Origin of the sequence: Streptomyces sp. FIT100, assembly GCF_024584805.1 — a bacterium.
In the GTDB taxonomy this organism is placed as follows: domain Bacteria; phylum Actinomycetota; class Actinomycetes; order Streptomycetales; family Streptomycetaceae; genus Streptomyces.
In genome coordinates this window covers 1-13,897 of record NZ_CP075715.1, presented here as the reverse complement: position 1 = coordinate 13,897, position 13,897 = coordinate 1, and the positions used below count along the sequence as shown (strand labels likewise).

General features: G+C 70.4%; 10 protein-coding genes. 7 read left to right on the top strand and 3 right to left on the bottom strand.

Translation table 11 applies throughout. The features are described 5' to 3' along the window. Positions 1–156 precede the first annotated feature (156 nt). The 7 genes from KK483_RS00050 to KK483_RS00020 all read left to right on the top strand — a co-directional run bounded on the left by KK483_RS00050 (position 157) and on the right by KK483_RS00020 (position 8,791). Complete coding sequence (locus KK483_RS00050) at positions 157–2,673, top strand: collagenase (protein ID WP_399012894.1); 2,517 nt, start codon at positions 157–159, stop codon at positions 2,671–2,673. A gap of 83 nt (positions 2,674–2,756) precedes the next feature. Next, on the top strand, positions 2,757–3,932 hold the full coding sequence (locus KK483_RS00045; RefSeq protein WP_262002644.1) for an FAD-binding oxidoreductase: 1,176 nt from the start codon (positions 2,757–2,759) through the stop codon (positions 3,930–3,932). Then, positions 3,929–4,243, top strand: coding sequence for a (2Fe-2S)-binding protein (locus tag KK483_RS00040; RefSeq protein WP_262002642.1), 315 nt, complete (start codon positions 3,929–3,931; stop codon positions 4,241–4,243). Before KK483_RS00045 ends, KK483_RS00040 begins: the two co-directional genes overlap by 4 nt. Continuing rightward, on the top strand, positions 4,224–5,801 hold the full coding sequence (locus tag KK483_RS00035) for an NAD(P)/FAD-dependent oxidoreductase (protein WP_262002640.1): 1,578 nt from the start codon (positions 4,224–4,226) through the stop codon (positions 5,799–5,801). Before KK483_RS00040 ends, KK483_RS00035 begins: the two co-directional genes overlap by 20 nt. Before the next feature lie 191 nt (positions 5,802–5,992). Next, positions 5,993–6,895: a dihydrodipicolinate synthase family protein gene (locus KK483_RS00030; protein ID WP_262002638.1), complete on the top strand. Its 903-nt coding sequence runs from the start codon at positions 5,993–5,995 to the stop codon at positions 6,893–6,895. 57 nt (positions 6,896–6,952) lie between these two features. Beyond that, complete coding sequence (locus tag KK483_RS00025; RefSeq protein ID WP_262002636.1) at positions 6,953–7,954, top strand: proline racemase family protein; 1,002 nt, start codon at positions 6,953–6,955, stop codon at positions 7,952–7,954. Positions 7,955–8,080: 126 nt separating this feature from the next. Continuing rightward, complete coding sequence (locus tag KK483_RS00020; protein WP_262002634.1) at positions 8,081–8,791, top strand: GntR family transcriptional regulator; 711 nt, start codon at positions 8,081–8,083, stop codon at positions 8,789–8,791. A 95-nt stretch (positions 8,792–8,886) separates the two neighbouring features. On the opposite strand, the gene KK483_RS00015 is transcribed toward KK483_RS00020, so the two are convergent. The 3 genes from KK483_RS00015 to KK483_RS00005 form a co-directional block, all read right to left on the bottom strand. Then, complete coding sequence (locus tag KK483_RS00015; RefSeq protein ID WP_262002632.1) at positions 8,887–10,137, bottom strand: alpha-L-fucosidase; 1,251 nt, start codon at positions 10,135–10,137, stop codon at positions 8,887–8,889. A gap of 2,082 nt (positions 10,138–12,219) precedes the next feature. Further along, positions 12,220–13,040, bottom strand: a protein-coding gene (locus KK483_RS00010) for an IS5 family transposase (protein WP_399015905.1) whose coding sequence is annotated in 2 segments (ribosomal slippage) — positions 12,220–12,690 and positions 12,693–13,040 — 819 coding nt in all. Because the reading frame shifts where the segments join, the coding sequence is not laid out codon by codon here. 47 nt (positions 13,041–13,087) lie between these two features. After that, positions 13,088–13,672 carry a DinB family protein gene (locus tag KK483_RS00005; protein ID WP_262002630.1) on the bottom strand — a complete coding sequence of 195 codons (585 nt, stop codon included), beginning with the start codon at positions 13,670–13,672 and terminating at the stop codon, positions 13,088–13,090. Between the last annotated feature and the right edge of the window lie 225 nt (positions 13,673–13,897).

Sequence of the window (13,897 nt, the reverse complement as noted above, 5' to 3'; positions counted from 1 at the left end):
TCCGTCCCCTTGCGGATGTGGGATCGCCCGGTGCTTCCGCATGGAGCCCACCAGCTCCGGGACGGAGCGGGCGGGGCGCTGAACGGGGTGCCGGACATCTCAACTCCTCAGAGGCAGAGGGTTACTGAGGGCTTGTCAGTGCAATTTCACATTACTATGTTACGGGTCACATCGCGCACCCTTCGCACCGCACGGCCAATCCCCTTGCACACCAAAGGGCTTCGCGAACACCGCACCGCTGTCACACCCCCACAGTCACCTCCCACACAGGAGTCATCGGTGTCCCAGCCTCGATCCGTGCTGCTCAGATCCGCGCGCACCCCCCTGCTCGCCGTGGCGCTCGCCACCACCCTCCTCGCTCCGCTCGGCCACATCGCGCCCGCGGCAGCCACGGAACGCGCCACTGCCACCCCCGCCACCCCCGCCGCCTTCGCGGGCCGGTACGCCCCGGCCACGGCCGGTGTCGCCCACGCCCGCAACCCCTTCGACGAGGTCGACCGACTCGCCAGGGCGCCCAAGTCGGCCTCCGGACCCGCCCTCGCGCCGGGGGAGCTGGCCGAAGGCCGAACCCCCGGCCGCCAGGACACCCCCGGAACCGGCGGCGCCACCCGTGCCACCGCGCCGCACACCACCGCCGACGCCGTCGGTGTCCCCTGCACCCTCGACGGCATCACCCGCCTCGGCCCCGAGGAGCTCGCCGACTTCCTCGCCGACCCGGCGGTCACCGCCGAGGGCTGCCTCGGCGACCTCGTCTGGACCTGGGACACCCGCCTCGTGCCGGTCATGTCGGACGCGCACGTCCAGGCCGTGGGCCGGCGAATATCCTCACTGGCCGCCGCGCACGACGGCCGCAACGGCACGCACCTGCTGGAGATGTTCACGTACCTCCACGCCGTCGCGTACCACGACTTCTCCCGCCCCGAGATCGACATCACCGACGTCCCGACCACCGAGGTGCTCCGGCGGGCCGTCCACGACTTCGGCACCGCGGCCCGCACCTTCCAGGTGACGCGGACCAACGCCGAGACCCTCCGCGAGGCCCTCTACACCGGCAGCGCCCCCGGCCTGCGGCACAGCCAGCTCGGGCTGATCAGGAAGGTCCTGGCCACGATGGACAGGTACCACACGGGCCAGTACGACGACCCGTCCTGGGGCGGAGCGGCCCTGGCCGCGCTCTCCGTCAACTACCTCGGCGTCTATCCGGGCAACCGGGACACCGCGTTCCACAACGTCGTCACCCAGAACGCGTCCTACCGTGACGCCTTCAAGGCCTTCGCCGCTCACACCCACCTCAAGGGCACACCGAACGAATGGGTCGTTCGCGACGCCCTCGGCGAGTACGGCCGCTTCGGCCAGATCGACGCCCTGAGGGCACAGGTCGTCTCCGCTCTCGGCGCCCTGCTACCGGTCGCCCGCACCAACTTCGGCCACGGCAGCCGGCCCTGGGCCTCGCTCGTCGGCTGGCTGAACTTCTACGAGGCCTGCAAACCGTATGCCGTCTGCAAGGACGACATCGAGCGGGAGATCTTCCCGCACACGTACACCTACGACAGCGGGGCCATCAAGGTCCGCACCGGCCTCGACCGTGCCACCGTCGACCAGCTCTACTACGCGAGCAAGCAGGTCAAGGCGCAGTTCCACCGGGTCCTCGGCACCGAGCAGCCGCTCGCCGGCGACACCAACACCTCGCTGAACATCGTGCTGTACGGCTCGCGCTCCGATTACGAGGTCTACCATCCCGTCCTCACCGGCATGGGCACCGAGAACGGCGGCATCTACATCGAGCGCGGCGCGACGTTCTACACCTACCAGCGCCGCGTCCCGCAGGACTCCTCCCTCACCCTCGAAGAACTCTTCCGGCACGAGTACGTCCACTACCTCAACGGCCGCTGGGCCGTGCCCGGATACTTCGGCGAGGGCCCCTGGTACAGCGGCGACCGCACCACCGCGATGGACGAGGGCACGGCGGAGTTCTTCGACGGCGCCACCCGCGACAACGGAATCGCCGTCCGCAAGTCCCTGGTCCAGGGCGTCATCGACGACACCGCCGGCGGCGGCCCGCGGATGACCGTCGACCAGCTGCTGCACGCCACGTACGAAGGCGACGGCTTCCGCTTCTACGACTACGCGGGCACGTTCTTCGAGTTCCTGTGGACCGAACGGCCCTCCCTGCTGCGGGAGATGTACGGCCATCTGCGGGCCGACGACCCCGCGGCCTTCGACGCCTGGCGCGCCCGGCTCGGCGCCGACCAGGCGCTCCAGCGGGTCTACGACAGCTTCCTGGACGCACAGATCGCGGACGTCGACGACCTGTTCGTACCCAACACCACGTACACACCCGACGACCGGCTCACGGACGCGACGCCGGAGGCCGTCCGCGCCTCCTTCGCCGGCGCCACTCAGGCCGACCCGCTCTGCACGGACAACGGCGACCCCGGCAAGCGGCGCTTCACCTGCACCGGCAGGATCACCGCCGATCTCGCCGACTCCGCCGACCCGGACCTCGTCTTCAAGGACATGTCCGAGACGGTCGACTACTTCATCCTCGACCGGGCGGGAGCGGCCTCCACCAACCTCGCCGACATGAACTGCTCCTTCGGCCCGGTGGAGATCTGGACCAACGGCCGTGCGGGAACGTCGACTTACCGCTGCGAAGGGCCGCTGCGCAGCTGATCCGTACGCGTCCCGCGTACGCGTCACCGCCCGGGTGCGCGATTCCCTTCCCCGGCGCCATGGCAATGTGACATATTACTGCCGTGCCCGCCGGAAACCCTCGTGGTCCCCAGGACGCCGTCATCATCGGCGCCGGCGTCGTCGGAGCGGCCTGCGCGTACTACGCGAGCCGCGCCGGACTCGCCGTGACGGTCCTCGACCGCGGCTCCGTCGCGGGCGGCACCACCGGCACCGGGGAAGGCAATCTCCTCGTCTCCGACAAGGAGGCGGGGCCCGAGCTCGACCTCGCGCTGCTGTCGACCCGGCTCTGGCGCGAGCTCGCCGACGTCCTGCCGGCGCAGACCGAGTACGAGCCCAAGGGCGGTCTCGTCGTCGCGCCCGACGAGACCGCCCTCACCGCACTGCGCGACTTCGCCGAGGGCCAGCGCAAGGCCGGTGTCGAGGCCCACGCCGTCCCCGCCGACCGGCTCCACGACCTGGAACCCCACCTCGCGCACGGACTCGCCGGCGGCTTCCACTACCCCCAGGACGCCCAGGTCCAGCCCGCCCGCGCCGCCGCCCAACTCCTGCGAACGGCACGCGAATCCGGCGCCCGCGTCCGCCTCGGGGAAGAGGTCACCGCCGTCCTCACCCGGTCCGACGGCACCGTCCGCGGCGTACGCACACCGCACGGCGAACTCCACGCACCCGCCGTCGTCAACGCCGCCGGCACCTGGGGCGGCGACGTCGCCCGACTGGCAGGCACCCGGCTGCCCGTCCTCCCGCGCCGCGGCTTCGTCCTCGTCACCGAGCCCCTGCCGCGAGTCGTCCGCCACAAGGTCTACGCCGCCGACTACATCTCCGACGTCGCCAGCGACTCCGCCGCCCTCCAGTCCTCCGCCGTCGTCGAAGGCACCCCCGCGGGGCCCGTGCTGATCGGCGCGACCCGCGAACGCGTCGGCTACGACCGGACCCTGTCCGCCGAGGCCCTGCGCCGCCTCGCCGCCCAGGCCACCAGGCTCTTCCCGGTACTCGCGGGCGTACGCGCCATCCGCACCTACCACGGCTTTCGCCCCTATCTCCCCGACCACCTCCCCGCGATCGGCGCCGACCCGCGCGTGCCCGGACTGTTCCACGCATGCGGCCACGAAGGCGCGGGCATCGGCCTCGCCCCGGCCACCGGACTGCTGATCGCCGCCGCACTCAGCGGCGGGCAACCACCCCTGGACCCGCGGCCGTTTCGGCCCCACCGTTTCGACCAGGCAGGAGCAGCGCAGTGACCAGAACACCGGCCTCCCTGGTGAGGGCCGAGCCGGGCCCCCCGTACGAGATCACCTTCGACGGACGCCCCCTCACCGCGCTGCCCGGGCAGAGCATCGCCGCGGCGCTCTGGGCGGCGGGGATCCTCTCCTGGCGCACGACCCGCGACGGCGGCGCGCCCCGTGGTGCCTTCTGCGCCGTCGGCACCTGCTACGACTGCCTCGCCACGGTCAACGGCCGCCCCAACCGGCGCGCCTGCATCGTCCCGGCCCGCCCGGGCGACGCCGTCACCACACAGAAGGGCAGCGGTCATGACGAACTCGCCGTCTGAACCCACCACGCCGCCCTGCGAACTGGCCGTCGTCGGAGCCGGGCCCGCCGGACTCGCGGCCGCCGTCACCGCCGCCGGACTCGGACTGCGGGTGACGCTCCTCGACGCGGGGCAGCGGCCCGGCGGACAGTTCTACCGCCATCCCGCACCCGGCCTCCGCGCGAGCCGGCCCGAAGCCCTGCACCACCACTGGCGGGCGTTCGCCCGGCTGGAACACGCCCTGCGTGCCCACGCGGCGGCGGGGCGGATCCACCACCTGCCCGCGCACCACGTCTGGACCGTCCTTCCCGAACAGGCCCCGGAGGAAGGGGAGTCCGCTGCGGAGCCGGGGGCGGAGCGCTGCGGCCGGGCGCCGGTCTGGCGGCTCCACGCGGTCGCGGGCCACAGCGACGACGAGTACGCCGCCACCGTCCTGGCCCGTACGGTGCTGCTCGCCACCGGAGCCCACGAGCGCCAACTCCCCTTCCCCGGCTGGACCCTGCCCGGAGTCGTCGGCGCGGGAGGAGCGCAGGCGATGCTCAAGTCCGGCCTCGTCCTGCCCGGCCGCCGCACCGTCGTCGCGGGCAGCGGCCCGCTGCTGCTCGCCGTCGCGGGCTCCCTGGCAGCCGCCGGGGCCACGGTGCCCGCGGTCGTGGAGGCCGCCGCGTACCCGGCCTACGCCCGACGGCTCCCCGTCCTCCTGCGCAATCCCGGGAAGGCCGTCGAGGCTGCTCTGCACGCCGGCGCGCTGCTCCGGCACGGGGTACGGCTGCTGACCCGGCACGCCGTCACCGCCGCGCACGGCACGGACCGGATCGAGGCCGTGACGGTGGCGCGGCTCGACCGGAACTGGCGGCCCGTACCCGGCAGCGGGCGCCGCATCCCGTGCGACGCGCTCGCCGTCGGCCACGGACTGCTCCCGCAACTGGAACTCGCCACCGGCATCGGCTGCGCCACCCGCCGCACGGCCGACGGCACCGCCGTACTGGACCTCGACGACGAACAGCGCACCTCCGTCCCCGGCGTCTGGTCGGCGGGGGAGACCGGAGGCATCGGCGGGGCGGAACTGGCCCTGGCCGAAGGGGAACTGGCCGCCCTGTCCATCGCACGCGCCCTGCGCGGCGCCGGGCCCGAGACCGAGACCGAGAGCGGGTCCGGGTCCGGGTCCGGCGTCCCGCGAACGTCGCGGCGGGCGCGGCGTGTGACGGCACTCAGAGCGCGGCGCGACCGGCTGCGGGCCTTCGCCGAGGTGATGGCGGCCGTGCACCGCCCCGGTCCCGGCTGGGCCGACTGGCTCGACGACGCCACCCACGTGTGCCGCTGCGAGGAGGTGCCGGCAAGAGCCGTCAGGGAGGCCGTCGGCGAACTCGGCGCGCACGACGCCCGCACCGTCAAACTGCTCACCCGCGCGGGAATGGGCTGGTGCCAGGGACGGATGTGCGGGCCCGCCGTGGCCGCCCTGGCCGGCGAGGAGCCGGCACCGGACCGCCGCCCGCTGTCCTGCCCCGTACCGCTGAACCACCTCGCCCGTCTGCCCGGCGAGACCGTACCGACGACGAACGACTCGGACCGCTCCTGACCACGGCGGGCGGGGCCGCCCCACCCGTCACCCCCGCCCAGCACATCCACTCGTCCACCACTCGTCCGACGCTGCGTCAGAGTCCCTCCGCACGTGAGGGACCGAGTCCTGGCGCCGGTACCGCGGGACCGGCGAAGTCGCACGTTTTACATCTTGCATCTCACATCTCGTATCTCACATAAGGAGTTGCTATGGCACCGGCACCCCGTACGCGCCCCTGGCACGGCATCATGGTCGCCACCGCCCTGCCGCTGCACGACGACCTCTCCATCGACTACGACGCCTACGCCGAGCACGTCGCCTGGCTGATCGCGAACGGCTGCGACGGTGTCGTCCCGAACGGCTCCCTGGGCGAGTACCAGACGCTCACCGACGACGAACGCGCCCGCGTCGTCCACACCGCGGTCGAGGCGGCGGGCGACGGGATGCGCGTGATGCCCGGAGTCGCCGCCTACGGCAGCGCCGAAGCCCGCCGCTGGGCCGACCAGGCCGCCGAGGCCGGAGCCGGATCCGTGCTCCTCCTGCCGCCCAACGCCTACCGCGCAGGTGAGGAAGCGGTCGCCGCCCACTACGCCGAGGTCGCACGCAGCGGCCTGCCCGTCGTCGCGTACAACAACCCGCACGACACCAGGACCGACCTCACCCCGGCCCTGCTCGCCCGCCTGCACGGCGAGGGGAGCATCGTCGCCGTCAAGGAGTTCAGCGGCGACGTCCGCCGGGCCTACGAGATCGCCGAACTCGCCCCGGGTCTCGACCTGCTGGTCGGCGCCGACGACGTCCTGCTCGAACTCGCCCTCGCCGGCGCGGTCGGCTGGATCGCCGGATACCCCAACGCACTGCCCGCCTCCTGCGCCACGCTCTACCACGCAGCCGTCGCCGGCGACCTGGACACCGCGCTGCCGCTCTACAAATCCCTGCACCCATTGCTGCGCTGGGACTCGAAGACCGAGTTCGTCCAGGCCATCAAGGTCTCCATGGACCTCGCGGGCCGTCCCGGCGGCCCCACCCGACCGCCGCGCTCACCGCTGACCGGCGAACAGAAGTCGGCCGTACGCGCCGCCACCGAGAAGGCATTCGCCGAGGGCCTCCACTGATTCGCCGAGGGCCTCCACCAGCCGGAAGCGACCGAGGAACACCGAGAAGGAGACCTCATGCGCACCCGCCACGTCTACCACGCCGTCGACTCGCACACCGAGGGCATGCCGACCCGCGTCATCACCGGCGGCGTCGGCGTCGTCCCGGGCGCCACCATGGCCGAACGCCGACTCCACTTCATCGAGCACCTGGACCACCTCCGCACCCTGCTGACGTACGAGCCGCGCGGCCACTCCGCCATGAGCGGCGCGATCCTGCAGCCGCCCACCCGCCCCGACGCCGACTACGGGGTGCTCTACATCGAGGTGTCCGGACTGCTGCCCATGTGCGGCCACGGCACCATCGGCGTCGCCACCGTCCTCGTCGAGACCGGCATGGTGCCCGTCACCGAACCCGTCACCACCATCCGCCTCGACACCCCCGCCGGACTCGTCGCCGTGGACGTGCGGGTCGAGGACGGCGCGGCCACGTCCGTCACCCTCACCAACGTGCCGTCCTTCTGCGTCGGCCTCGACCGCAAGGCCGACGTACCGGGACACGGCACGGTCACCTACGACCTGGCGTACGGCGGCAACTTCTACGCGTTCGTCCCCCTGGACACCCTCGGCCTCCCCTTCGACCGTGACCGCAAGGACGACCTGCTCGCCGCCGGACTGGCCCTCATGGACGCGATCAACGCCACCGCCCGGCCCGTTCACCCAGAGAACCCCGCCATCGGCGGCGTCAAGCACGTCTATCTGACCGCCCCAGGCTCGGACGCCACGCGGTCCCGGCACGCCATGGCCATCCACCCCGGCTGGTTCGACCGCTCCCCGTGCGGCACCGGCACCAGCGCCCGGATGGCCCAGCTCCACGCCCGCGGTGAACTCCCCGTCGGCCGCGACTTCGTCAACGAGTCCTTCATCGGTACGCAGTTCACCGGCCGCATCGTCGGGGAGACCACTGTCGGCACACTCCCCGCCGTCGTCCCCACCGTCACCGGCCGCGCCTGGATCACCGGAACCGCACAGTACTTCCTGGACCCGGCCGACCCGTTCCCCGGGGGCTTCCTCCTGTGACACCCCCGCCGACCTCGCCGCCGGGCCCGAGCCTTCGAAGGTTTCGTCGACGTACCTGGCCGAACTCAGGGCAGCGCGACGTGACATTGTACGCTTGGCCTCCACTGGATTCACGGAGGCAGCGCCATGGGGGACCTGAAGCAGATCACCCTGATCACCGCTCAGGAGCGACTGCGCGACCAGGTCGCCCACGCCCTGCGCGCCGCGCTCGTCGCCGGCGAACTCCGCCCCGGCCGCGTCTACTCTGCACCCGGCCTCGCGGCCGACTTCGGAATCTCGGCCACACCCGTCCGTGAAGCGATGCTCGACCTCGCCCGCGAGGGCCTGGTCGAACCCGTCCGCAACAAGGGCTTCCGGGTCACCGAGGTCAGCGAGCGCGACCTCGACCAGTACACCGAACTCCGGGCGCTGATCGAGGTGCCGACGATCGGACAGGTCACCCGGATCGCCACGGAGACCCAGTTGGAGGCGCTGCGACCGGTAGCCGATGAGATCGTGGAGCATGCCACCAACCACCATCTGATCGGCTACCTGGACGCGGACCGCCGCTTCCACCTCGGCCTGCTGGCCCTGGCCGGCAACGACCGTCTGGTCGAGACCGTCGGAGAGCTGCGCAAGCGCTCCCGGCTGTACGGCCTCACCAGGCTCGACGAACTCGGCATGCTCGTCGCCTCCGCACAGGAGCACCACGAACTGCTCGACCTGATGCTGGCGGGGGACGCGCCGGCCGCCGAAGCATGCATGGCCCGCCACCTCGGCCATGTCCGGTCCCTGTGGGCACAAGCCAGGGACGAACCGGTGGAGCCGCGCCCGAAGCGCACACTCGGCAGCCGCTGACGCGGCAGAGCGGCGGCCCTGGGTAGGTGGTCCCGGCGATGGTCGGGGGCTGCGGTCGAGGGCGCCGGGTGAAACGCCTGGTGGAACGAGGGTGACTATCGATGGTTCCGGTGGAGCTCGAGTTCGCCGTGGAGTTCGAGGGCCAGGACACTGGGAGCGATGGGGGGCTTGATGCGGATGACACGCGGGATGTTCCAGTCGGGCAGACCCTCGGTCACGTGATAGGGGAGTTCCAGTCCGGTGCTCAGAACGGAGACGCGCCGGAGTGTGTTGTGCAGCCCTCGCAGTTCGATGAGGCCGTGGGGCGTACGGGCGCAGATGAGGAACAGCGTACGGCGGTCCTTTGCCAGGGTTGACGGGCCGTCGAAATACCCGTAGGGCAGACCGGTGGTGGTGTAGACGGCCTCGCGGTTCCGGCGGATCCACTGCCCCAGGCCCGTGAGGCGGACCGTGTCCGCGGGGGGAATCGTACCGTCCTCTTGCGGGCTGGTCTTGAGCAGGAGGTTGCCGCCGCCGGCGATGGTGTCCGCGAAGACGCTTATGAGCTCGCGGACGGACGGGTGGTGAGCGCCGGCGGGCTGGTGGCTGTTGCCGCCGCCAAGCGGGTAGCACAGTTCCCAGGACCCGTCGGACGGGACGATCGCCGTACCCAGTTCCGGTGTGTCGTGGTCCCCGTGGCCGCATGTACGCCCGATGACGACCGTCTCCGGACCGAGGGCGGGGATGATGCCCGCCCAGTCATCCGCCCGCCACTGATCCCGGCCGTGCTCCCGCGCACCGTCGAACCACAGCAGGTCCGGCCGGTAGTTCTCGACCAACTCGCGGACCTGCGCACGATTGGCCGCGCGCACGAGCCGCTCCCGCGTCCGACGGTCCTCGTCGTGGTCCCGCGCCGCGCCCGACTCGCTCTCAGCCGCCTCCCTGTGCGGCTGCGAGCGGCGGGTCGCCGTGTACGGGCCGTGACTCCAGCCGTGGTGCGAGAAGTACAGCCCGACGCGTAGCCCGCGCCGGCGCAGTGCCCGGGCGAACGGGCGGACCAGATCCTTGCGGGCCGGGGTGACCCTGACGACCGACAGATCCGTGGACGCGGTGTCCCACAGGGCCATCCCGTCGTGGTCCTTCGCGGTCATCACCGCGTACTTCGCTCCGGCGCGGGCGAAAAGCTCCGCCCAGGCGTCGGGGCTGTAGCGCGCGGCGGTGAACCCGTGGAGCTGTTCCATGTACTCCTCGTACGAGATCTGGCCGGGCAGGGAGGACCGGGGCAGGGCCATTCCCCGGACCGAGGAGATCCCCCAGTGTACGAAGATGCCGAGTTTGGCCTCGGCGAACCATGACTGCGTGGTCATGCGTATGCGCTCCTTGGTTCCGGGCCGCAAAGAGGGCACGGGGGAAGTACTCACGTGGTTCCGGGGAAGGACGGGGTCCGGTGGCGCAGCCGGAAGCCCCAGCCGATGACGTGTGAGAAGCGGCGTGGTGCGATGCCACCGGCCGTGATGGCGCTACGCGCGCAGACGCGGCGGGACGGATGGCCGCTGACGGGTTACCGGGGTGTGCGTTCGTGTGCGCACGCACGCCGGATAGACGGGGTGCCGTTCAGTACCGACGGCGGGCCTCGGGCTCCCCATGGCCCGGCCCTCGTGCGCTTACCAGTCTGTGGGTTTGTCTCTGTCCGGGACCGGGACCGGGACCGGGGACTTGGGACGTGCCGATGGGCCGGCCCCGGTGGCAATCGGGCCACGGGCCTCACGTAGCAGCGGCAAACGGTGAATCCTGGTCATGTGCGCCTTGCTTTCCATCTGTCTCGGCACGGTGAGGCAATGCGGTTGAGCCCACCGGGAGTTCGCCAGTCGGTCTTATGGCTGTTGTCCGGACAGTAGGAATCGGCCACACCCACGGTCAATACCGTTGAGGCATACGGTCAGAATTCGGTCAGTATTCCCTAGGAAGGCTTGTGCCTCCTGTGACCGGGCGAGCCAGATGCCGTGACGTGGCGTGAGGATGCTCGCGGAACCGGCCGCGTCCGCAGACCGCATGGCTCGATGGGCCTGGCCGGCCGCCTCGGCTCATCGCGCTGGGCGAGCGGTCGGCACGTCAGGCCGACGGAGAACGGGCCGCGCAGCGGATCGACCGTCGGCTCGCCGAGCGCCCGGGGCTCGTCGGCTCCAGAAGTCTGTGGGCTCACTGACATGCCACTGGCTCAGGTCTCTCCCGCGACCCGTGACCGCAGACTGACCGGAAACGATCCGTTTCTGAAGGTGGCTGGTCTTATGGCATCTGCCTGGCGTCCTCCGGCCTGGCCCGGACACCCCGCTACGGAGCTCACAGGCCCCGCGCGGGTCCTCAGGCTCGTGCCAGGGAAGTCCGTCCCACGTGGGTACGCCCTGCCGGAGCTGTGAAGTCGCGCTCTGCGGACGGCTACTCAGGATCAACTCACCAACTGGCCAACAGCGGCCAGGCTACCGGTGTTTGGTTTTTCCTTGTTTGCGGTGATGTTAGTCGGGTGTGGGGCGTGTGTAGTAGACGCTTCTTCCTTGTTTGGTTCGGTGTGCGAGGCCTTTGGTGACGAGGGAGTTTTCCAGTGTGTTGCGGATGACGGTTTCGGTGGTTGTGTCGTGTGGGTGTGTTTGGGCTAGGAGTTGTGTGATTTGTTTGACGGTGTGGGGTTGTTTGTTGAGTAGGGCGAGTACGCGGCTGGCGCGGGTGGAGCGCTTCTGCCCTGATGTGCCTTGGCCGGGTGTGGCCGTCGGCCTCGTCCGCCCACCGCCCGCCGTCGTGGCCGGGGGCATGTACACCGCACCGGCTGGAGGAGCGGCGGACTCCGCGCGCCGCGCCGCTGGTACGGTCACCGGTTTGCCTGGTGGGGCGGCACCCGCGGGTCGGGGCGCGGCAGCCGTCTGGCGGGAGCGGGTTCCGAGTTGGTGTTGGAGTTCTTCGAGTGTCGTTTTGAGTTTGCGGAGTTCGTCGATTTGCTTGGTGGTGTGTTCGAGTTTTTCGGCGACTTGTGCGGCGAGTTCGGAATCTGACATGACGTGGCCTCCTCGCTGTCGGCTGTTCCGTCTGTTGGGGCTCGATTCTACTGGCCTGGCTTCGTGGGGACTTGAATTGAAGGGGCGATTTTTCGTCTCCGTGGTCGGGTGTGGTGGCGTCTTTGTTTCGTTCGACGGTGATCGGTCGGACGTTCTTGCGGGTGTGCATTGGCGTTCGGTGTTTTCGCTGTGTGGGACGAAGATGCATGACGGACGATGTGGGACGGGTGTGCGTGGGCCGGTAGTTCGTTCCGGTCCGGTGGTGAGAAGGATTGCGGACTGGCCTCTGTGGTCGGGTCGTTCCCGGGCGGGGTATTCCCGGCCGTTTCGTGTGGATCGATGTTGTTGAGGGGGCGATCGGTCGGTTGCCTCGTATCCGATGCCGGGGACTAAGAGGGTGTCTCACGTGGTAAGTTTCGCCAGCTTCTTGTAGCAGGTCAGGGCGGCAGCCAGGCCGGGGAAGGCGAGGAAGTGCGAGCCCTTTCGTTCGTATCGGACGGTGAGGCGGCGGTAGCCGAAGGGCCAAGCGATCGACCGTTCGATCTTCCAGCGGTGCCGACCGAGGCGTTCGCCGGACTCGATGCCGGGCCGCGGCGCGATGCGCGCGACAAGCCCGCGCTCACGCAGCCAGGCCAGGTGTTCGGCGGAGAAGTACGCCTTGTCCGCGCGGAGTTTGACCGGTCGGCGCCGCCGCGGCCCCCGGCGGGACCGGACGGAGGGTATGCCGCGGATGAGCGGCTTGAGGGCGAGGCTGTCGTGCATGTTCGCGCCGGACACGGCGACGGCGAGCGGGATGCCCTGGGCATCGGACAGCACGTGCAGCTTGCTGCCCTGCTTGCCGCGATCGACCGGATTCGGCCCGGTCAGCGAGCCCTCCTTTTCACGCGAACGGAGGCCGCGTCGACGATCGCCAAGGTCCAGTCCACCTCGCCCAGGGCCCCGAGTTCGTCCAGCACCGCCCGGTGCAGCCGACGCCACAGGCCGGCCTCGGTCCATACCGTGAAGCGGCGATGCGCGGTGGCAGGCGACGTGCCGAACGTCGGCGGCAGATGCCGCCAGGCACAGCCGCTGGTCAGCACGTACACCACTGCCGTGAACACGGCCCGCTCGTCACACGGAGCGGTCCCACCACCTTGCGGACGAGCAGCGAACGACGGCAGCAACGGGGCGGCCAGCTCCCAGAGTTCATCAGGAACCAGACGCTTCGACAGAACAGCACTCACGGCTGGCATCATGCCGCTCGAACATCAAGCCACGTGGTACGGCTCTTCTATGCCTTGCCTGATGCGGCCGACCTGGCGACCTGCTCGATCTTCGCGCAGTAGGCGGTGCGGGCTTCTTCATCGATCTGCATCTCGTGTTCGGGGCGCATCCCGGTTCGGCCGTCGACGCCTTCGCGCAGGATGTCGGCGTGCCCGGCATGCCGGTTTGTCTCGCCGAGGACGTGGACCAGGATGGCGAAGAGGTTCGTGTTGCGATGTGGCTCCGGCCACCACGGCACGTGGCCGGGGGCGTCGAGGGCAAGCTCGTCGATCGTCGCGTCTGAGTGTTCCCACGTGCGTCGGTAGGACTCGATGATCTGATCGCGAGTCTCGTCCTCAGTCGCCCACAGATCGCTGCCGTCGTGGTCCTGCCACCGGGGCAGCGGTTCCGGGGACGGCCGGTCGAAGACTTCACCGAAGTACCTGGCCTCGACGCTGGCCACGTGTTTGACCAGGCCGAGGAGGGTGGTCCCGGTCGCTGTCAAAGGTCGGCGGGCGTCGTACTCCGACAAGCCGTCGAGTTTCCAGAGCAGCGCCTTGCGGTCTCGCCGCAGTCTCTCGTGCAGGTTGTCCTTCGCGAATTCATCGATCATGCGGCATGAGCCTGCCACGGGCTGCTCGTGGCCTCAAGATCCCGTACGTAGACCGCAGCGACCGGCAAGCCGAAGCCTGGCCACGGCCACGGCTGCCCTGAGCTACTACAAGAAGCCGACGAAGCTTGCCACATGAGACAACCTCTAAGCCACGGGCGGATCTTGGGTGTGATGCCGGGCGGGAGGTGGCGTGCCGGGGTTGACGACGAGGCGGTGACGGTCACC

What these genes read in the sequence shown, in the direction of transcription:
- KK483_RS00025 (WP_262002636.1), top strand. Translation starts at nt 6,953, where the DNA reads ATGCGCACCCGCCACGTCTACCACGCCGTCGACTCGCACACCGAGGGC.
- KK483_RS00050 (WP_399012894.1), top strand. Translation starts at nt 157, where the DNA reads ATGTTACGGGTCACATCGCGCACCCTTCGCACCGCACGGCCAATCCCC.
- KK483_RS00035 (WP_262002640.1), top strand. Translation starts at nt 4,224, where the DNA reads ATGACGAACTCGCCGTCTGAACCCACCACGCCGCCCTGCGAACTGGCC.
- KK483_RS00015 (WP_262002632.1), bottom strand. Translation starts at nt 10,137, where the DNA reads ATGACCACGCAGTCATGGTTCGCCGAGGCCAAACTCGGCATCTTCGTA.
- KK483_RS00020 (WP_262002634.1), top strand. Translation starts at nt 8,081, where the DNA reads ATGGGGGACCTGAAGCAGATCACCCTGATCACCGCTCAGGAGCGACTG.
- KK483_RS00030 (WP_262002638.1), top strand. Translation starts at nt 5,993, where the DNA reads ATGGCACCGGCACCCCGTACGCGCCCCTGGCACGGCATCATGGTCGCC.
- KK483_RS00005 (WP_262002630.1), bottom strand. Translation starts at nt 13,672, where the DNA reads ATGATCGATGAATTCGCGAAGGACAACCTGCACGAGAGACTGCGGCGA.